Raw genomic sequence first — 16,829 nt, forward strand, 5'->3', positions numbered from 1 at the left:
AGCCCGCCGCCGAGGAGTTTGCCGAAGCTGTCGCGGACGGCGAGCGCGTGGCGCATACCGCGCAGGGCGATCAGCAGGTACAGCATCAGCACCGCGGCCAGCCCGAGGAAACCCAGTTCCTCGCCGATGCTGGCGGTGATGAAGTCGGTGTTCGCCTCGGGCACGATGTCCGGCCTGCCCGCGCCGAGGCCGGTTCCGCCCATGCCGCCGGTGCTGAGGCCGAACAGGCCCTGCGCGATCTGGTACCCGCCGCCGGCCTGGTCGTACGTCGCGAGCGGGTCGATCCAGTTCGCGACCCGCTGCCGCACGTGGTTGAACAGGAAGTACGCCAGCACGCAGCCGCCCGCGAACACAGTCAGCCCGGCATACACCCAGACCGCCCGCTCGGTCGCGAGATAGATCATCACCAGCACGATCCCGAAGAACAGCAGCGAGGCGCCGAGTTCCTTCTCGAACGCCAGCACCGCCACACAGCCGAGCGCGGCGAGCACGATCGGCCCGAGGTCGCGCGCCCGCGGCAGTTCGACGCCGAGCACCTTGCGCCCGGCGACCCGGAACAGCTCCCGTTTCGCGACCAGCGTCGTCGCGGCGAACACGATCAGCAGCAGCTTCGCGAACTCGCCCGGCTGGAGCGACAGCGGGCCGATTCTGATCCACACCTTCGCGCCGTTGGCCTCCGACAGCGACGACGGCAGCAGCGCGGGCAGGAGCACCGCGACGATCCCGGCCAGCCCGGCGAGGTAGCCGTACCGGGCCAGCACGCGGTGGTCGCGAACGAAACCGAGCACTGCCAGGAACAACGCCAGCGCCACGACGGTCCACAGCACCTGCTGCCCGGCGACGGCCGAGTACGTCTTGCCCCGCTGCACCGCCTGTTCGGCGAGCCCGAGGTCGATCCGGTGGATCACCACCAGTCCCAGCCCGTTGAGCAGCACGGTGCACGGCAGGATCAGCGGGTCCGCGTGCGGGGCCCAGCGCCGGACCGCGAGGTGCGCCGCCGCGACCACCGCGGTGAACGACGCGCCGTAGCCGACGACGGAGAAGCTGAGCCGCGCCAAGGCGTTCGCGTCCACGAGCAGGAACGCGCACCAGACGATCGCCAACGCGAACAGAAGCAGCCGCAATTCCGTACCGCGCGCGGCAGGCATGGATTTCCCGTCGGTAGAAATCAGTGAACCGCCGCGAGGGTAGTCGCGATTTCTGGCAGGACGCTGAGAATGCGCGGCAATTCGGGCGGACTGTCCGAAAGCGACGGGACCGCGGTCGGGATATGCTTTCGGGAAAGCGGGCGGGCGAGCGGAGAACCAGCGGTGACGACAGAACTGACTCCGGTGCTGGTGTCGGCCCCGTCGGCGAAAGCGACGAAACGCGCGCTCGGCGCGGCGGTGGTCGCGGTGCTGCTCGCCGCGGCGTTCCTGGTGGTGCTGCACGTCGACCGCTACTGGGGCCCGATCGACCCGGTCAGCGCGATGCTCAGCGACTACGCCTGGACTCCTGGCTGGTGGATGTGGGCGGCGGCGATGCTGCTGACGTCGGCCGGTTCGGTCGTGGTGGCCGTGGTCCTGCGCCGCCGCGGGCTGCTGTGCGGAGCGCTGACGGTCGTCGCGATGGCCGCCTGGTGCGCCGGGCTCGCGGCGGTCGCGTTGTTCACGAAGGACCCGCAGGGAAATGCGGTGTCGTGGGTCGGCAAAGTGCACCTCGGCGCGACCGGGATCAGTTGTGTGAGTTTGCCGTTGGCCGGATGGCTGCTCGGCCGGGCACACCGGAATTCGCCGGATTGGCGGGGTTATGCGCGCTGGTCGCGTATTCTGGGGTTGGCGGCCGTGCCGTTCTTTCTGCCGTTTCTCATTCCGTTCGCGGCCAATGTCGCATTCGGGCAGCATCTGCCGACCGTCGCGACCGGGCTCGTGGAACGGCTGATGGCCGTGCTGGAACTCGTCGAACTGCTCGTGCTCGCCGGATGGGCGTGGCGCGCGGCCGAATGATCAGGTGGCGTCGGGATCGACCGGCGGCCGCTCGTTCGCCCGCAACGGAACCGGAGCCGGAACCGGCGGGACCGGCGGCGGCGTCGCGGCCGGGGGAGTGTCGTCGAACAGATACCTCGTCACGGCCGCCCGGGGGTTGCCCATCCGCAGGGACTGCAGTTCCTGCAACGGTTTCCGCAGCTCCTGATACTCCGGGCCGAGTTCCGCCTCGAGCTGGGCCTTGGTGCCCGCGGCGAACCCGCGCGCGCGTTTCAGGGCCTGCGCGACCCAGTGCGCCGCCTCGGGCAGCCGCTCCGGGCCGAGGATGAACAACCCGGCGAGCAGCAAAATCACGATGTGGTCGATGCTGAGACCGAACACCGGCCACCTCCTGCGGACCCGGACGCTGGTTCCAGCTTAGCCGCCGGAGGGACGGCGTTTCCCGTCGTCACCCAGTTCGGTCAGGAGCCGTCGCGCTACGTCGACCACCGCCGCGCCCGCGACCGCCATCGGTTCAGTCGTCCGCATGGAGCGGCACAACACGAACGCGCCTTCCAGGCTGGTCACCAACGCGAGCGTGAGCGTGCGGGCGTGCTCCTCGGGAAGCCCGAACGCGGAGAACCCCTTGGTGCCCGCTTGGGTCCATGCCTCGAACACGTCCGCGGTGGCCTTGCGCAAGGGTTCGTTCGTGGTCGCCACTTCGAGCGCGACGGTCGCGATCGGGCAGCCCTCGACGTAGTCCGTGTCGAGCAGCGTGGTGACCGCGCCCGCGAAGAAGCTTTCGAGACCGGTGATCAGGTCCGGCGCGGGCCCGATGAAAACCTCGAACAGCTGCGCGTACTGCATCCCCGAGGTGCGTACCACTTCTTCGCCCAGCTGCTCCTTGCCGCCGGGGAAGAAGTGGTACACCGACCCGAAGGGCGCGCCGGCCTTTTCGACAATCTGCTTCATGCCGGTGCCCGCGTACCCGCCTTGCCGGAACAGTTCCGCCCCGGCGGCGAGGATCCGGTCCTTGGTGCCAGTCACGACACCGAGGATAGCTCCTGGACGGTAGAGCGTTCTATCAAGCGCGGCCGGAGCACCAGGTTGAGCACCACCGCGGTCACGCAGCCCGCGCTGATCCCGGAGTTGAGCACGACCTGCAGCGCCGCCGGGAACCCGGAGTAGAAGTCCGGCATGGCGATCGGGATGAGCCCGACCCCGAGCGACGCGGCGACGATCGCGACGTTGATCGGATGCTCGAACGACGCCTTCGCGAGCGTCCGGACGCCGCTCACCGCGACGCTGCCGAACAGCACCAGCCCGGCCCCGCCGAGCACCGGCTGCGGCACCAGCGCGACGATCCCGCCGGTCACCGGGAACACGCCCAGCAGCACGAGCACGACGCCGCTGGCCGCGACCACGTACCGGCTGACCATGCGGGTGAGCGACACGAGGCCGATGTTCTGCGCGAACGCCGTGCAGGCGAATCCGCCGAAGATCGTGCCGAGGGCGGTGGAGAGCCCGTCCGCGCGCAGGCCGTCGGCCAGGACGCGGCTGGTGGTCGGCCGGTCCACGATCTCGCCGAGTGCCAGCAGGTCAGCGGTGCTTTCCGCCATGATCACCAGCATCACGATGAGCATCGAGACGATCGCCGCGATGTCGAACGCCGGCGTGCCGAAATGGAACGGCGTCACGATGCCGAACACCGGGGCCTGCTTCAGCGTCGAGGTGTCGACCTGGCCCATCGGCCACGCCACCGCAGTACCGGCGACCAGGCCGAGCAGCAGCGCGATCCGGCTCCAGAACCCGGTCAGGAACCGGGTGAACACCAGCACCGCGACCAGCGTGATCCCGGCCAGCAGGAGCCCGCTGGGCTTGGCCGATTTGTGCTGTGCAGCGATCCACTGCACGGCGACCGGCAGCAGCGAGATCCCGATGAGCGTGATGACCGTCCCCGTCACCACCGGCGGGAAAAACCGCGTCAGCTTGGAGAAAAACGGTGCGGCGAACACTACGAACACGCCGCCGACGAGCGTGGCGCCGTAGACGACGCCCAGTGCGTTGCCGTCGCGATGCTGCGCCGCGATGGACAGGATGGGTGCGACAGCGGCGAAAGTGACGCCGTTGACCAGCGGCAGTCTCGCGCCGAAACGCCAGAAGCCGAGGGTCTGCAAGAGAGTGGCCAGCCCCGCGGTGAACAACGCCGCGCTGATCAGCAAGGCGAGCTGGCCGGGGGAGAGGCCTACGGCCGCGCCGATGACGAGCGGTGGTGCCACCACTCCGGCGTACATGGCCGCTACGTGCTGGATTCCGCCGAGGATCAACTGCGGCAGCGGAGGCGCCGCGTCCACGGGGTGCCGAGAAGGTCGTTCCTGTGCAACTGACATGCGCTCTCCCGGAGGGGACTCGGGGCTAGAGCACGGCGTCGGTCCAGGCCGGGCCGGGCTCTTCGGCTTCGTCGCGGACCACCGTGCCTTCGATGAGGCCGTACGGGCGGTCGGCGGCGTAGAACACCTCGTTGTGGTTCTCGAGGCCGAAGGGGCTTAGATCGACGAGGAAGTGATGCTTGTTGGGCAGGGAGAACCGGATCTCGGCTACTTCCGGCCGTGCCCGCAGCACGGCTTCGCCCATCGCGTACAGGGTCTGCTGCAGCGAAAGACTGTGCTTGGTGGCGAACGTCTCCAGGAGCGTCCGCCGGATCTCCCGATGGCTCTTGGCCCAGTCGATCCCGGTGAATCCCTCGTAGCGCCAGCGCGCGGTGACGGCGGTGGCGAGAATGCGGTCGTCGGTTTCGACGAGCGTGGTGTATTCGTCCTTCGGGTATCCGTGGAATTCGGACCCGGTGGACTTGAGCACCACCAGACCGTCCACTCCGGACACCACCCAGGCGCGGTCGGCGTGCACGGTGACGGTCGTGGTGCGGCGTTCGCCGCCGGAGCTGCTGAACGAATGGTCGTGCGGCGCGCCGTCCACGGTGATGCGGTCCCATTCCTGCTCTTCGACAGAAATCCGCGCACCGGTGATCTTTTCCTGCGTGCCGACGAAGTGCTGGCCGAGCCGCAGCGCGAAGTCCTCGATCTCGCCGACGTCCTGCTGCTTGGCGAACGCGTACACCGTGTTCTTCTGCGTATCGGTGGCCAGCACGGCGGAGTTGTCGCCGGTGAGGTGCGTGGCCGACAGGTCGCCGCGCAGGGCAGAGGACACCGTGAGGTCGCGCAGGTGGTGCACGCCGCCGGCGCGCCGGACGGTGACGAGGCGGACCTCGGCCTTGCCGTACTGGTTGGGGCCCAACGAGATTCCCATGTCAGCTCCCGCGATAGGTGGAATAGGCGAACGGGCTCAGCAGCACCGGCACGTGGTGGTGCGACGTGCCGTCGACGATCCGGAAAGCGATCGTGACGTCGGGGAAGAACGCTTCCGGGCCGAGGTAGCTCCCGGTGTCGAAGATCAGCCGGTACACCCCGGGGTTGAGCGTGTCCGGGCCGAGGTCGCGGATGCGGCCGTCGTCGTCGGTCTTGCCTTCGGCGACGAGCGAGCCGTCCTGGCGCTCGAAGCGCACGGCGATCCCGGCGGCAGGCTTGCCCGTGGCGGTGTCGAGGACGTGCGTGGTCACAAGGCTCATGCCGTTACCGCTTTCGCGAGGCGCAGTTGCGCGATCTTGGCCAGCTCCGCGCCGGCGACGTCGAGTTCGGTGTCCGGGTCGTTGCCGAGCCGGGAGCGCAGGTTCGCGAGCAGCTCCTCGCCGCTGCGCCCGCTCGCGCACACCAGGAAGACGTGGCCGAAACGGGCTTCGTACTCGGCGTTGGCGGCGGCGAATTCGTCCGCGTTGTCCACGCCGGACTGCTCCGAACGCGACCAGTCGGCGTCGCTGCCCTTGCTGGTCGGGCGTTCGCCGATCCTCGGGTGCGCGGCGATCGCGTCGCGGATCTCGTTGCGGCGCAACGGGGTCGCGCTGTCCGCGCTCTTGCTCAGCGCGGCGAAATCGGCGTACGGACGGCCGTCGAGCACGGTGTCGACCCAGCGCGGCACGGCCAGGCAGGCGGTGAGCGTCGGCCGGAGTTCGGCGGCTGATGCGGAGTTGAACTCGGCGAGTGCGAGCGGCAACGGAATCTCCTCCGGGGAGGTGGTGTTCCGCTGACCGTACGGCCGGGTCGAGCGTGCGTCAACACTTTGTTGAATCGCGGCTCAGTCGGCTTCCCGGTTGAGGTAGTTGTAGACCGTGAACCGCGTGACGCCCAGTTCCTCGGCGACCGCCGAAACCGATTTCCGCAGGTTGAAGGCCCCTCGCTCGCGCAGGAGGCGGACCGCGCGCTGCTTTTCCGGGCGGTCGAGATCGCGGAGTTTCGAGCCGAGTTCGCGTTCCACGTCGGAGATCAATCGCGACAGCGCGCTGTTGAGTTCGACCGCGGGAACGGTGTCGGAGTCGTCGGTTCGGCGCAGTTGCAGCGTCACCCGGGTGGCCCCGCCTTCGAGGGCGGCGCGGGCGATCGAGGGCAACGCGGCGAACAGCTCGTCGGCGGTGCCGCGGGCCAGGGTGCCGAGGGGGCCGAAGTCGGTGTCGAGCCCGGCCGCGTCGGCGGCGTCGCGGGCGCGGACGGCGTGCTCCGGCGGTGCGCCCTCGCCGCGAAACGGCTCGCTGGTGAACTCGGCTTCCAACTCCACCTGGTGACCGTAACGTGGGAGGGACGGCGTTGACGAGCCGGGAAGGACGTGTCTAATCTCGGTGAGCGAAAGAGTCTTTCCGTAACGTGGAACTGGAGGAGACCGTCGATGGACCTCGTGGTGCGGGCCGCGCGTGCGGTGACCCCCGCCGGTCTCGGGCCGGCGACGATCGGCGTGCGGGACGGCCGGATTGTCGCCGCGGAACCCGGCGTTGTCGAGATGCCGGGCACGCGGCTCGTCGAGCTGGCCGAAGACGAGGTGCTGCTGCCCGGTCTCGTGGACACCCACGTGCACGTCAACGATCCCGGCCGGGCCGAGTGGGAGGGTTTCGAGACCGCGACGCGCGCGGCCGCCGCCGGCGGTGTCACCACGATCGTGGACATGCCGCTCAACAGCCTGCCGCCGACGGTCGACGTGGCCGCGCTCGAGGTCAAGCGCAAGGCGGCGAGCGGTCGCGTGCACGTGGACGTCGGGTTCTGGGGCGGCGCGATTCCGGGCAACGAAGGCGATTTGCGCGGGCTGCACGACGAAGGCGTCTTCGGTTTCAAGTGCTTCCTGCTGCACTCCGGCGTCGACGAGTTCCCGCCCCTGGACGCGGACGGCCTGGAATCCGCGCTGCGCGAGCTGAAATCGTTCGACGCGCAGATGATCGTGCACGCGGAGGATTCCGACGCGATCGACGCCGCTCCCGACCCGCACGGCGAGAAGTACCACGACTTCCTCGGTTCCCGCCCGCGCGGCGCGGAAAACCTGGCCATCACGCACGTGATCGAAGCGGCGCGGCGCACCGGCGCCCGCGCGCACATCCTGCATCTGTCCTCTTCGGACGCTCTGCCGCTGATTGCCAGTGCCCGCCGCGAGGGTGTCGCGCTGTCGGTGGAAACCTGTCCGCACTATGTGTCGTTCGTCGCGGAGGAAATCCGGGACGGGGCAACGCAATTCAAGTGCTGCCCGCCGATCCGCGAGGCGGCGAACCGGGAATTGCTGTGGCAGGGTTTGGCGGACGGCGTGATCGACACGATCGTCAGCGACCATTCGCCGTGCACGCCGGAGCTGAAACGCTTCGACACCGGCGATTTCGGTCTTGCCTGGGGCGGTATTTCCAGCCTGCAGCTCGGTCTGCCCGCGATCTGGACGCAGGCCCGCCAGCGCGGCTTCGGTCTGGTCGATGTCGTGCGGTGGATGGCCGAGCGACCGGCCGCGCAGGTCGGGATGACGCGCAAGGGCAAGCTGGAAGTGGGCTGCGACGCCGATTTCTGCGTCTTCGCACCAGACGAAGCTTTCGTCGTGGACGTCGCGAAGCTCAAGCACCGCAACCCGGTGAGCGCGTACGACCAGCGTCCGCTGGCCGGCGTCGTGCGCGGCACGTGGCTGCGCGGCGAGCCGGTGACCGGCGGCGAACCGAGGGGGACTCTGCTGACCCGGGGCAATTGCTGAAGAGATGGAGGAGCACGTGTCCGACCGTCCGGAGTGGACTACCCAGCCCGATCTGGCCTCGCGCCTGTTCGGGGGCACCGTGATGTGGGCGAGCGACGAACTGTTCGCCGAGAAGGAAAACCTGGTCAACCCGTGGCGGCCGGCGCACCGCGCCGAAACGTTCGGCCCGAAAGGCCAGGTGTACGACGGCTGGGAGACCCGGCGGCACCGCGAACCCGGCGACGACCACGCCCTGATCCGCCTCGGCCTCGGCGGCGTGGTGTCCGGCGTGGTGGTGGACACGGCGTTCTTCAAGGGCAACTACCCGCCGTTCGTGTCCGTGGCGGCGACGTCCGTCCCCGGCTACCCGAGCGCGGCCGAACTGCAGGACGCCGACTGGGACGTCCTGGTCGACCACGAACCGGCGGTCGGCGACTCGGAGAACTACTACAAGGTGACGTCCCCGCGGCGCTACACCCACGTGCGCCTCACCCAGCACCCCGACGGCGGCGTCGCCCGACTGCGCGTACACGGTTCGCCGGTTCCCGACCCTTCGCTGCTCGACCCGCGCTCCCTGGACTTGGCGGCGCTGGAGAACGGCGCGGTCGTCACCGGGTGCAGCGACATGTTCTATTCGTCGCCGAACAACATGCTGTCGCCGGGCCTCGCCGCGCACCAGGCGGAGGGCTGGGAAACCGCCCGCCGCCGCGACGACGGCAACGACTGGGCGACGGTCTCCCTGGCGGGCGCGGGCTTGGTCCGGTTCGTGGAACTGGACACCAGCAACCTCAAGGGAAACGCCCCCGGCTGGGCCTCGGTGAGCGGCCGCCTGGACGAGGGCGAGTGGGTGGAACTGTTGCCGCGCACCAGGTTGCAGCCCGACACCCGGCACCGCTTCGCCCTGGCGGACGACGGCCCCGAGGTAACGGAAGTCCGCCTGGACATCTACCCCGACGGCGGCCTCGCCCGGCTGCGCCTGTACGGCGAACTGAGCAAACGCGGCAGGGAAGCCATGACGGCACGGTTCGCGGAGACATCCGACTGACCTCTCGGCTCGGTCACAGCCGTGCGGGTCACCCTGGAATTCCTTCCGGGTGACCCGCACGGTTTTTTCGTTACTCCGCGGTGCTTCCTTCGGCGGCCGGGTCCGGATGCTCCTTGCGCCACTCCTCGTCGGAGGTCTTCCAGGCCTCCTCGGCCTGCATGTGGATGTCGGTGATCGCCTTGTCGAAGTTGATCGCGTCCTTGCCGATCCAGCCCACGAAGTTCTTGCTGCTCTTGGCATCCGCCAGACCCTTGAGGAAGGGGTAGAGCTTCGGGTGCGTCTTGAAGTACTCGTCCGGGGCCTTGACGATGTCTTTCCAGACGTTCTTGCCCCCGGTGTACTTCTGGACCTGGGGGAGGTTGCACATGTTCTCGAGCCAGTCTTCGTGCTTCTTCATCCACCTGAAGTCGTACGGCTTGAACGGCGACTGCGGGCCGGAGGGACGACCGGACCCGCCTCCCTCGCCCTGCGTGTTCCCGTGCTCGCCGCCTTGGTTGGTTTCCTGGTGGTTGCCGCCTGCGTTGCCCTCTTGGTGATTGCCGCCTGCGTTGCCTTCTTGATGGTTCCCGCCTGCGTTGTCGCCGTGGTGGTCGCCGTTGGTCTCGTGGTTCTGGTTCTCGCCCGGATTGTCGTCGTGGTGGTTGTTCCCGCCGGGAGTCTCGTCGTGCGGGGTGTTGTTGCCGCCGGGGGTGTCGTGGTCCTGGTTGTTCCCGCCGGGGGTGTTGTCGTGGCCGCCCGGGGTGTTCTCGTGGTTGCCGCCCCCGCCCGTGGTGTCTTCGTGGTGCGGATTGCCGCCAGGAGTGTCGTGGGGGCGGTTGGGCGGCGGGTTGAAGTGCTGATCCGCGGCCAGCCAGGTGTCGAACGGATCGTCCTCGTGCGGCTGATTGTTCGGCCGCTCTTCGTGTGGGGTGTTGTTTCCGCCGGGTGTGGCGTCGTGGTGGTTGTTGCCGCCTGGCGTGTCGTCGTGCGGCGTGTTGCTGCCGGGGGTGTCCTCGTGTGGGGTGTTGTTCCCGCCGGGGGTGTCGTCGTGCGGGGTGTTGTTCCCGCCCGGGGTGTCGTCGTGGTGGTTGCTGCCACCTGGCGTGTCGTCGTGCGGGGTGTTGCTGCCGCCGGGGGTGTCGTCGTGCGGGGCGTTGTTCCCGTCCGGGGTGTCGTCGTGGTGGTTGTTGTTGCCACCCGGCGTGTCGTCATGCGGCGTGTTGTTCCCGCCGTGACCACCCTGCCCGCCCTGACCGCCACCGCCACCGCCGCCACCGGTCCCGCCGCCATGGCCGCCGCCGTGGTTGCCGCCCAGGTCGGTCATCTCGTGGTTGTTCCCGCCGCCGTGCGAGCCGCCGCCGCGTCCGGGTTTCACCTTCTCCGCCAGTTGCGCCAACCGGCTCGCGGTCCGCCCTCCCAGGCCGACCACCCGGGCGATCTTGGACGCCATCGTCAGCGCCAGCGAGATCCCCGATCGGATCACGTTGCCGACCCCGACCACGATCGACGCGCCGAACGTGAACGCCGCCATCGCGAGCGCGATCAGCATCGTCGCGATGACGTCGCCGAGGAACGTCGTGATCAGGTCGCGGATCAGCGAGCGCACCACGGTGACCAGGGCCATCGTCGTCTCGACGACGTAACCGGCGACGTCGACCGCCTGTCCGGCGCTGTCGATCTGGCCGCGCCGGTCGCCGATGTTCTTCTTGAACGCCTCGGCGCCGTCGCCCTGCCAGTCGGTGACCGTTTTCTGCAGCGTGGCGTCGAGGTCCTTCGCCGCGTTGCGCAGGTTCTGCGCGGTCTTGTGCAGTTCCTCGGCCATCTTTTTGATCGCCGCGGGGTCGCCGGCGAGCTTGTCGAGGCCCTCTTTGAGGAACGAGATGTGCTCGATCAGCCAGCCGAGCCCGGCCGCGATCAGTTTGCCGAACGGGTCGAGGACGAGCGCCGCGGTGTCCGCGATCGCGCCGACGATCGAAACGCCGATCTCGACGCCCACCGCAGCCGCGTCGGCGCCGTGCAGGTGCTGGATCTCCTGGATCGACGAGACGACGCTGTGCCAGCTGTCGATGGCGCCCGCGCCGGTGGTGTTGTTCGAATCGGTGATCGGCTCGACGACGCTCATTTCACCTGCTCCGGCTTGAACTTGTCGAACGCCTTCGCGAGGTCCTGGTCGCCCTTGCTGTACTGCTCGCTGGCTTGGCGCGTCTTGTCCGCGCTGTCGGTCACGTCCTTCGCGACGCCGTGCAGATTGTCGGAGACGGCCTTCAGCGCGATGCGCGCCGGAATCGCGAGCACCTGCGCGAGCACGACGCCGAACGCGTCGATGTCCCCGCCATTGGCGTCGTCCACCGCCTTCGCGGAGTCGTTCACCGTCGGCACGGTGGTCTTGTCCAGGTACTCGCTGAATGTGTGCAACTCGTCCGGGTGGACGGTGAAGCCGTTCCCTGCCACCAACACTCCTTCGCCTGCCGCGATCGGGCCGCGCCGAGTAGAGCAGCGGCGGCTGAACCGGAGGCGACGTGCGTGCGGACGAAGGCTGAACGAGACGATCTTCCTGCCCGAGCGTGCGGGCCGGAAGGGACGGACGGGTCAGCCGCGCGCGCTGGGGCGGTTCAGGTAGGCGGAGAAGGACGACAGCAGGGCCGCGACGCCGACGATCGCGGTGACCCACCATGGGCCGCCGGTCACCAGGTTGAACACGAACGCGGCAGCCATCAGGACGGCGGCGATGATGTTCCTGATCTGCAGCCCGGAGGGTTTCGCCATGCCTCCACCTTCTCACGAGCGCCGGGGCGGGCCTTGTCCGCCGCCGGCTAGATTGCTAGCATCCTAGAATGGCCGGTGAAGAGGTCAAACAATTCAACGTCTACCTGCCGGTCGAGCTGATCAAGCAGGTGAAGTACCGGGCGATCGAGACCGAGCAGTCACTGTCCGCGCTGGTCACCGCGGCCTTGCGGGCTTATCTCGGCACCTCGCCCGACCAACGAGAGGACGGCTGACATGAGCGACGGCATCACGATGTTCGTCATGGAGACGCACAACTGGGGCAAGACCGCGAAGTTCCTGCAGCGCGTGGGGTTCAGCCTCGATTTCGAGACCGACCACAACTCGGGTCAGCTCTCGAACGGCGACGGCGCGCCGGTGTTCGTCGTCGAGGTGCCGGAAAACCAGGAGCCGCGCACGGCCGTGGTGGTAGCGGTGCCGGACGAGTCGGTCGACGCGGAACTCGACGTCGTCACCCCGTTCGAAGACACTCACTACGGCACGCGCGAGATGACCGTGCGGGATCCGGACGGCCGGATCTGGACCCTGCGGGCCCCGAAGTGAGCGAGCCGGACCACACCGCGGTGCGCGTCGCGTTGTGGCGCGCGCTGCACGTGCTCGCCGATCCGCCGCCGCACGCGCTGGCCGACGAGATCGGGCTCCAGTTGGCCGATCCTGGTCCGGACTGGCGCTCCCGGCCGGACATGGACCGGGACTTCACCCGCCGGTTCCGCGCGGGAATCGCGTTGCGCAGCCGGTTTGTCGAAGATCTGGTGCGCGAACGCGGGGTCTCGCAGTACGTCCTGCTCGGCGCCGGGCTGGACACGTTCGCGCAGCGGGAACCGGAGCTGGGCGTGCGGGTGTTCGAGATCGACCAGCCGGGCACGCAGGAGTGGAAGCGCGCGCGGCTGGCCGAACTCGGGCTGCCCGCCCCGTACCGGTTCGTGCCGGTCGACTTCGAATCCGGCGAACAGTGGCCGGAACGCTTGGCTGCCAACGGTTTCGAGCTGGAGAAGCCCGCCGTGGTGGCGTCGACGGGAGTCAGCATGTACCTGACGCGCGAGGCGAACGCCGCGACATTGCGCGCGCTCGCCGGTTTCGCGCCGGGCACCGTGGTGGCGATGACGTTCCAGATGCCGGAGGAGTACCTGGACGAACCCGATCGCGCGGCCAGGGCAGCGGCGATGAAGGGCGCGAAGGCGGCGGGGACGCCGTTCGTGAGCTTCTTCGCGCCGGACGAGATGCTGGATTTCGCGCGGGAGTGCGGTTTCCAGGACGCCCGGCATGTCAGTGCGGCTGAGCTGAACAAGCGGTATCTGTCCGGTCGTTCGGACGGGCTGGAGACGTCGGGGGAGGAGTTCCTGGTGGCGACGGTCAGCTGAACTCGGCGTCGCGGTATTCGACCGGAAACCCTTCGGCAGTAAGGAAATCGTGCAGCTGGGCGGCGAGGTCGTCCTTCTCGGCGCCTGCCTCCATCGCGGTCGTGACGGTGGCTTCCCATTCGCCGTAGACGGAATGCCGCCACGGCCGCAGCGTCCAGGCCAGTTCGACGCGGCCGCCGGAGTGGTGGGTCGCGCAGACGATCAGGTCGCGGTCGGCGTTGACCCAGCGTCGCTCGCCTTCCCAGCCGCGGAAGTCGAGCCCGTCGAGGAACCGGGCGAGGCCGCGGCTTCGCCGAACCGCACCGAGACCTGGTCGCCGCGGAACACGACTTCCCGGTCGTCCAGGCAGGTCATCTCGGTTTCCGGACGCGGCCAGCCGTGCGGGCAGTTCGGGTTCACCTCGCCGAACCTAGCCGGTTCAGGGCGCGGTTTGCCGCCGCGAGCTGATCACCCCGGTGTTGAACCCCGCGAGATGCAGCCCGCCCGCGAACCGCGCGTGCTCGATCTTCACGCAGCGGTTCATCACCACGTCCAGCCCGGCTTCGCGGGCGCGGTCCGCCACCGGTTCGTGCCACAGGCCGAGCTGGAGCCACAACGTCCGCGCGCCGGCCTCGATGACCTCCTCGGCGACCCCGGGGAGGTCATCGTGCTTGCGGAACACGCTCACCAGATCCAGTTCGCCCGGCACATCCGCCAGTGACGGATACACCGGCCGCCCGAGCAACGTGTCGAGCCGCGGGTTGACGAAGTTGACCTCGTACCGCGTCGAAGACAGCAGATACGTCGCCACGAAGTAGCTCGGCCGCGCCGGATTCGCCGACGCGCCCACGACCGTCACCGATTTCGTGCGCCCGAGAAGACGCCGCCGTTCGACCGCCCCGACGTCGTAGCTCACGCATTCACCGCCTTGTCGAGAGCCTGGTCGAGGTCCCACAACAGATCCTCGACGTCCTCCAGCCCGACCGACAGCCGGATCAGGTCCGCGCCGACGCCCGCCGCGGCGAGCTGGTCCTCGGAAAGCTGCGCGTGCGTCGTCGAGGCCGGGTGGATCACCAACGTCCGCGCGTCGCCGACGTTCGCCAAGTGCGACAACAGTTCCACCGACTCCACGAACTTCTCGCCCGCCGCGCGTCCGCCCTTGACCCCGAACGAAAACACCGCGCCCGGCCCCTGCGGCAGATACCGCGCCGCCCGCTCGTGATCCGGGTGATCGGGCAACCCCGCGTAAGACACCCACGCGACCCGCGGGTCCGCGTTCAGGTACTCCGCGATCGCCCGCGCGTTGACGACGTGCGCGTCCATCCGCTGCGGCAGCGTTTCCACGCCCTGCAGCAGCAAAAACGCGGAATGCGGCGACAGCACCGCGCCGATGTCGCGCAGTTGCTCCGCGCGCAGCCGCGTGCAGAACGCGTACTCGCCGAAGTTCTCCCAGTACTTGAGCCCGCCGTAACTGTCGACGGTCTCGGTCATCCGAGGAAACTTTCCGTTGCCCCAGTTGAAAGTCCCCGCCTCGACGACGACCCCGCCGAGCGTCGTGCCGTGCCCGCCGAGGAACTTCGTGGCCGAGTGCAGGACGATGTCCGCGCCGTGCTCGATCGGGCGGCAGAGATACGGAGTGGCGAGCGTCGCGTCGACCACGAGCGGGATGCCGTGCGAATGCGCGAGATCAGCCAGCCCGGCGAGGTCCGCGATCGCGCCGCTCGGGTTGCCGATCACCTCGGTGTAGATGAGCTTCGTGCGGTCGGTCACCGCTTTGGCGTAGTCCTCGGTGTCACCGTGCACGAACGTCGTCTCGACACCGAACCGCGCGAGCGTCCCGGTGAGCTGCGTGACCGTCCCGCCGTACAGCCCGGCGGCCGACACGATGTGGTCGCCGGCCTCCGCGAGCGCCGAGAAGGTGAGGAACTCCGCCGCCTGCCCGCTGGCCGTCGCGACCCCGCCGATGGCCCCTTCGAGACTCGCGACGCGCTCCTCGAACGCCGCGACGGTCGGGTTGCCGATCCGGCTGTAGACGTTCCCGTACTTCTGCAGCGCGAACAGATTGGCCGCGTCGGCCGCGTCCTCGAACACGAAGCTGGTCGTCTGGTAAATCGGCACCGCACGAGCCCCGGTAGCGGGGTCGGGAGTGCCGCCGGCGTGCAGGGCGCGGGTGCGGAAGCCCCAGGTACGTTCGCTCATCGACGGCCACGCTAACCCAGCGGCGGCGGTGGCGGCCATTCCTCCCGGAGAGTGATCGGGCGGGCGCGCCAGACCACGGCGAGCGCCGGATCGCCACCGGGGTCCGGCTCGATCCGCTCGACGGCGAATCCTTCCCGTTCGTAGAACGCCGCGGCCCGCTCGTTGGCGGCGAAGTGCTCGATGCGCAGCCGGTCGACGCCTTCTGGCAGGTGGCTGGTTAGGGCATCGAGCAGTTGTGGGCCCAACCCGTGGCCGCGGTGTTCCGGGTCCAGGTAGAGCTTGTAGACGACGTGGTCCGGTCCGCGCTGTCCGACGCCGACGATGCGCCCCTCGGCTTCAGCGACGACCACGCGCCCGTCGGTCACGGCGGCGCCGATATGCGCTTCGTTCCACCACCGACGGACTTGGCGCTGGGCTGCCGCTTCGCCGATCAGCGGGGCGTAGTGCGGTGGGATGTGCGTCTCGCCGAAACGGCAGATCGCCTCGACGTCGCTCAGCTCGGCCACGCGCACCCGGCTCACAGCCCGTCGTCCCTCTTCCGCCACGTGCTCACCGAAACCGCCAGCGTCACGTCCCTCCCAGTCGCCGCTTCGAGGCGCTCCCGCCGTCCGTCCCGGTCCAGATGGAAGCCCGCGGGCCCCATCGCCACCACATCCCGCACCTGCGCCGCGCTGAACTCCTGCGTCCGGACCACCTCCATCCCGGACTCCCGCTCGAACAACCCGCCCAACGCGGCCTCGAGCCGTTCTTCCTTACGCGCGTCCACCGCGAGCACCAGATCCCCCAGCTCCGCGAGATGCCCCGGCAACGGCGATGCCACCACCAGCTTCCCGCCCGGCGCGAGCACCCGGTGGAACTCCGCGGCGTTCCGCGGCGAGAACACGTCCAACACCACCGAAGCCACCCCGTCGCCCACCGGCCACGGTTCCCACAGGTTCCACACCGCCGCGCCCAGCCGCGGATGCGCCCGCGCGGCCCGTCGCAGCGCGATCGCCGACACGTCCAGTGCGAGCCCGACCGCGTCCGGTGCGGCGTCCAGTACTCGCGAGAGGTAATAACCCGACCCGGCTCCGGCGTCGATGATCAATCCAGGAGCAGAACCAACCTCAGCGACCGCCTCGGCGAGCGGCGCGTACGCCCCGGAGGACAAAAACGCCGCCCGCGCGTCCACCATCGGCGCGGTGTCGGCCGTGCCCGCCGGGATGCGCGCGTGGAGAAGATTGACGTAACCCTGCCGGGCCAGATCGAACGAATGCCGCCGCTCGCAGCGCAGCGTCCGGCCGGTCAGCGAGACCGGCTCCGCGCACACCGAACAGCGCAGCGCCGCGATCACCCGATCAGGCAAAGACATGGCGCTATTCGACCATGAGGTTGCCTGACCGGACATTTCACCCCGGCTCCCCGGAAACGTCCCCGTAACAACCCACGTGCCGGAGTTCACGCGAGGGAAACGTGAAC

Annotated in this window: 21 protein-coding genes and 1 pseudogene; 6 read left to right on the forward strand and 16 right to left on the reverse strand. The window is 69.0% G+C overall.

Annotation, left to right across the window (positions count from 1 at the left end; translation table 11 throughout):
• On the reverse strand, nucleotides 1-1,148 hold a 1,148-nt coding region (locus tag EIZ44_RS33575), incomplete at its 3' end, for an FtsW/RodA/SpoVE family cell cycle protein (protein ID WP_134733135.1).
• Between the two features lie 162 nt (nucleotides 1,149-1,310).
• Between EIZ44_RS33575 and EIZ44_RS33580 the strand changes: the two genes are divergently transcribed.
• Nucleotides 1,311-1,985, forward strand: coding sequence for a DUF998 domain-containing protein (locus EIZ44_RS33580; protein WP_167754355.1), 675 nt, complete (start codon nucleotides 1,311-1,313; stop codon nucleotides 1,983-1,985).
• Here EIZ44_RS33580 and EIZ44_RS33585 read toward each other — a convergent pair whose 3' ends face one another.
• The 7 genes from EIZ44_RS33585 to EIZ44_RS33615 form a co-directional block, all read right to left on the reverse strand.
• Nucleotides 1,986-2,345 carry a twin-arginine translocase TatA/TatE family subunit gene (locus EIZ44_RS33585; protein ID WP_037810243.1) on the reverse strand — a complete coding sequence of 120 codons (360 nt, stop codon included), beginning with the start codon at nucleotides 2,343-2,345 and terminating at the stop codon, nucleotides 1,986-1,988.
• Nucleotides 2,346-2,381: 36 nt separating this feature from the next.
• Entirely contained in the window at nucleotides 2,382-2,990 is a 609-nt protein-coding gene (locus tag EIZ44_RS33590) for a TetR/AcrR family transcriptional regulator (RefSeq protein ID WP_134733139.1), read from the reverse strand.
• Nucleotides 2,987-4,333, reverse strand: coding sequence for a nucleobase:cation symporter-2 family protein (locus EIZ44_RS33595; protein ID WP_134733141.1), 1,347 nt, complete (start codon nucleotides 4,331-4,333; stop codon nucleotides 2,987-2,989). Before EIZ44_RS33595 ends, EIZ44_RS33590 begins: the two co-directional genes overlap by 4 nt.
• Nucleotides 4,334-4,358: 25 nt before the next feature.
• Complete coding sequence (gene pucL, locus EIZ44_RS33600; RefSeq protein ID WP_037810247.1) at nucleotides 4,359-5,249, reverse strand: factor-independent urate hydroxylase; 891 nt, start codon at nucleotides 5,247-5,249, stop codon at nucleotides 4,359-4,361.
• Nucleotide 5,250: 1 nt separating this feature from the next.
• A complete protein-coding gene (uraH, locus tag EIZ44_RS33605) occupies nucleotides 5,251-5,568 on the reverse strand; it encodes a hydroxyisourate hydrolase (RefSeq protein ID WP_134733143.1) in 318 nt (105 codons plus the stop codon).
• Nucleotides 5,565-6,050 carry a 2-oxo-4-hydroxy-4-carboxy-5-ureidoimidazoline decarboxylase gene (gene uraD / locus EIZ44_RS33610; RefSeq protein ID WP_037810249.1) on the reverse strand — a complete coding sequence of 162 codons (486 nt, stop codon included), beginning with the start codon at nucleotides 6,048-6,050 and terminating at the stop codon, nucleotides 5,565-5,567. The genes uraH and uraD overlap by 4 nt, the downstream gene beginning before the upstream one ends.
• 81 nt (nucleotides 6,051-6,131) lie before the next feature.
• Nucleotides 6,132-6,608, reverse strand: coding sequence for a helix-turn-helix domain-containing protein (locus EIZ44_RS33615; RefSeq protein ID WP_043833120.1), 477 nt, complete (start codon nucleotides 6,606-6,608; stop codon nucleotides 6,132-6,134).
• A 108-nt stretch (nucleotides 6,609-6,716) separates the two neighbouring features.
• Here EIZ44_RS33615 and allB point away from each other — a divergent pair, with 108 nt between their 5' ends.
• Both allB and alc read left to right on the forward strand, forming a co-directional pair.
• The gene (allB, locus tag EIZ44_RS33620; RefSeq protein WP_134733145.1) at nucleotides 6,717-8,045 is read left to right on the forward strand and encodes an allantoinase AllB; all 1,329 of its coding nucleotides are present in this window, start codon (nucleotides 6,717-6,719) and stop codon (nucleotides 8,043-8,045) included.
• 4 nt (nucleotides 8,046-8,049) lie between these two features.
• Nucleotides 8,050-9,069 carry an allantoicase gene (gene alc, locus EIZ44_RS33625; RefSeq protein WP_134733147.1) on the forward strand — a complete coding sequence of 340 codons (1,020 nt, stop codon included), beginning with the start codon at nucleotides 8,050-8,052 and terminating at the stop codon, nucleotides 9,067-9,069.
• A gap of 70 nt (nucleotides 9,070-9,139) precedes the next feature.
• Here alc and EIZ44_RS44925 read toward each other — a convergent pair whose 3' ends face one another.
• The 3 genes from EIZ44_RS44925 to EIZ44_RS44930 form a co-directional block, all read right to left on the reverse strand.
• Nucleotides 9,140-11,170: a WXG100 family type VII secretion target gene (locus EIZ44_RS44925; RefSeq protein WP_167754356.1), complete on the reverse strand. Its 2,031-nt coding sequence runs from the start codon at nucleotides 11,168-11,170 to the stop codon at nucleotides 9,140-9,142.
• Complete coding sequence (locus EIZ44_RS33630) at nucleotides 11,167-11,499, reverse strand: type VII secretion target (protein ID WP_051171583.1); 333 nt, start codon at nucleotides 11,497-11,499, stop codon at nucleotides 11,167-11,169. Before EIZ44_RS33630 ends, EIZ44_RS44925 begins: the two co-directional genes overlap by 4 nt.
• 138 nt (nucleotides 11,500-11,637) lie before the next feature.
• Nucleotides 11,638-11,814, reverse strand: coding sequence for a hypothetical protein (locus tag EIZ44_RS44930; protein ID WP_167441866.1), 177 nt, complete (start codon nucleotides 11,812-11,814; stop codon nucleotides 11,638-11,640).
• Nucleotides 11,815-11,882: 68 nt separating this feature from the next.
• Between EIZ44_RS44930 and EIZ44_RS33635 the strand changes: the two genes are divergently transcribed.
• Genes EIZ44_RS33635 through EIZ44_RS33645 form a run of 3 tightly spaced genes read left to right on the forward strand, consistent with a single transcriptional unit; the run spans nucleotide 11,883 to nucleotide 13,193 of the window.
• Nucleotides 11,883-12,047 (forward strand): ribbon-helix-helix protein, CopG family, encoded by a 165-nt coding sequence (locus tag EIZ44_RS33635; protein ID WP_134668052.1) that lies wholly within the window; start codon nucleotides 11,883-11,885, stop codon nucleotides 12,045-12,047.
• 1 nt (nucleotide 12,048) lies between these two features.
• Nucleotides 12,049-12,375, forward strand: a complete 327-nt coding sequence (locus EIZ44_RS33640; protein ID WP_037810255.1) for a VOC family protein — start codon at nucleotides 12,049-12,051, stop codon at nucleotides 12,373-12,375.
• On the forward strand, nucleotides 12,372-13,193 hold the full coding sequence (locus EIZ44_RS33645) for a class I SAM-dependent methyltransferase (protein WP_167754357.1): 822 nt from the start codon (nucleotides 12,372-12,374) through the stop codon (nucleotides 13,191-13,193). Before EIZ44_RS33640 ends, EIZ44_RS33645 begins: the two co-directional genes overlap by 4 nt.
• A gap of 94 nt (nucleotides 13,194-13,287) precedes the next feature.
• Here the strand turns inward: EIZ44_RS33645 and EIZ44_RS46195 are convergent.
• The 5 genes and pseudogenes from EIZ44_RS46195 to EIZ44_RS33670 form a co-directional block, all read right to left on the reverse strand.
• Nucleotides 13,288-13,581 (reverse strand): annotated as a pseudogene (locus EIZ44_RS46195) (DUF6228 family protein); the annotation flags it as partial.
• 30 nt (nucleotides 13,582-13,611) lie between these two features.
• Complete coding sequence (locus EIZ44_RS33655) at nucleotides 13,612-14,088, reverse strand: CoA-binding protein (RefSeq protein ID WP_037810257.1); 477 nt, start codon at nucleotides 14,086-14,088, stop codon at nucleotides 13,612-13,614.
• Nucleotides 14,085-15,371: an O-acetylhomoserine aminocarboxypropyltransferase/cysteine synthase family protein gene (locus EIZ44_RS33660; protein WP_134733153.1), complete on the reverse strand. Its 1,287-nt coding sequence runs from the start codon at nucleotides 15,369-15,371 to the stop codon at nucleotides 14,085-14,087. The genes EIZ44_RS33655 and EIZ44_RS33660 overlap by 4 nt, the downstream gene beginning before the upstream one ends.
• A gap of 11 nt (nucleotides 15,372-15,382) precedes the next feature.
• On the reverse strand, nucleotides 15,383-15,892 hold the full coding sequence (locus EIZ44_RS33665; protein ID WP_134733155.1) for a GNAT family N-acetyltransferase: 510 nt from the start codon (nucleotides 15,890-15,892) through the stop codon (nucleotides 15,383-15,385).
• Entirely contained in the window at nucleotides 15,889-16,722 is an 834-nt protein-coding gene (locus EIZ44_RS33670) for a putative RNA methyltransferase (RefSeq protein WP_134733157.1), read from the reverse strand. Before EIZ44_RS33670 ends, EIZ44_RS33665 begins: the two co-directional genes overlap by 4 nt.
• Nucleotides 16,723-16,829 lie beyond the last annotated feature (107 nt).

It is taken from the genome of Amycolatopsis nivea, from assembly GCF_004522235.1.
Classification (GTDB): Bacteria; Actinomycetota; Actinomycetes; order Mycobacteriales; family Pseudonocardiaceae; genus Amycolatopsis; species Amycolatopsis nivea.

What these genes read in the sequence shown, in the direction of transcription:
- EIZ44_RS44930 (WP_167441866.1), bottom strand. Translation starts at nt 11,814, where the DNA reads ATGGCGAAACCCTCCGGGCTGCAGATCAGGAACATCATCGCCGCCGTC.
- uraH (WP_134733143.1), bottom strand. Translation starts at nt 5,568, where the DNA reads ATGAGCCTTGTGACCACGCACGTCCTCGACACCGCCACGGGCAAGCCT.
- EIZ44_RS44925 (WP_167754356.1), bottom strand. Translation starts at nt 11,170, where the DNA reads ATGAGCGTCGTCGAGCCGATCACCGATTCGAACAACACCACCGGCGCG.
- EIZ44_RS33670 (WP_134733157.1), bottom strand. Translation starts at nt 16,722, where the DNA reads ATGTCTTTGCCTGATCGGGTGATCGCGGCGCTGCGCTGTTCGGTGTGC.
- EIZ44_RS33595 (WP_134733141.1), bottom strand. Translation starts at nt 4,333, where the DNA reads ATGTCAGTTGCACAGGAACGACCTTCTCGGCACCCCGTGGACGCGGCG.
- EIZ44_RS33635 (WP_134668052.1), top strand. Translation starts at nt 11,883, where the DNA reads ATGGCCGGTGAAGAGGTCAAACAATTCAACGTCTACCTGCCGGTCGAG.
- EIZ44_RS33640 (WP_037810255.1), top strand. Translation starts at nt 12,049, where the DNA reads ATGAGCGACGGCATCACGATGTTCGTCATGGAGACGCACAACTGGGGC.
- EIZ44_RS33660 (WP_134733153.1), bottom strand. Translation starts at nt 15,371, where the DNA reads ATGAGCGAACGTACCTGGGGCTTCCGCACCCGCGCCCTGCACGCCGGC.
- allB (WP_134733145.1), top strand. Translation starts at nt 6,717, where the DNA reads ATGGACCTCGTGGTGCGGGCCGCGCGTGCGGTGACCCCCGCCGGTCTC.
- pucL (WP_037810247.1), bottom strand. Translation starts at nt 5,249, where the DNA reads ATGGGAATCTCGTTGGGCCCCAACCAGTACGGCAAGGCCGAGGTCCGC.
- alc (WP_134733147.1), top strand. Translation starts at nt 8,050, where the DNA reads ATGGAGGAGCACGTGTCCGACCGTCCGGAGTGGACTACCCAGCCCGAT.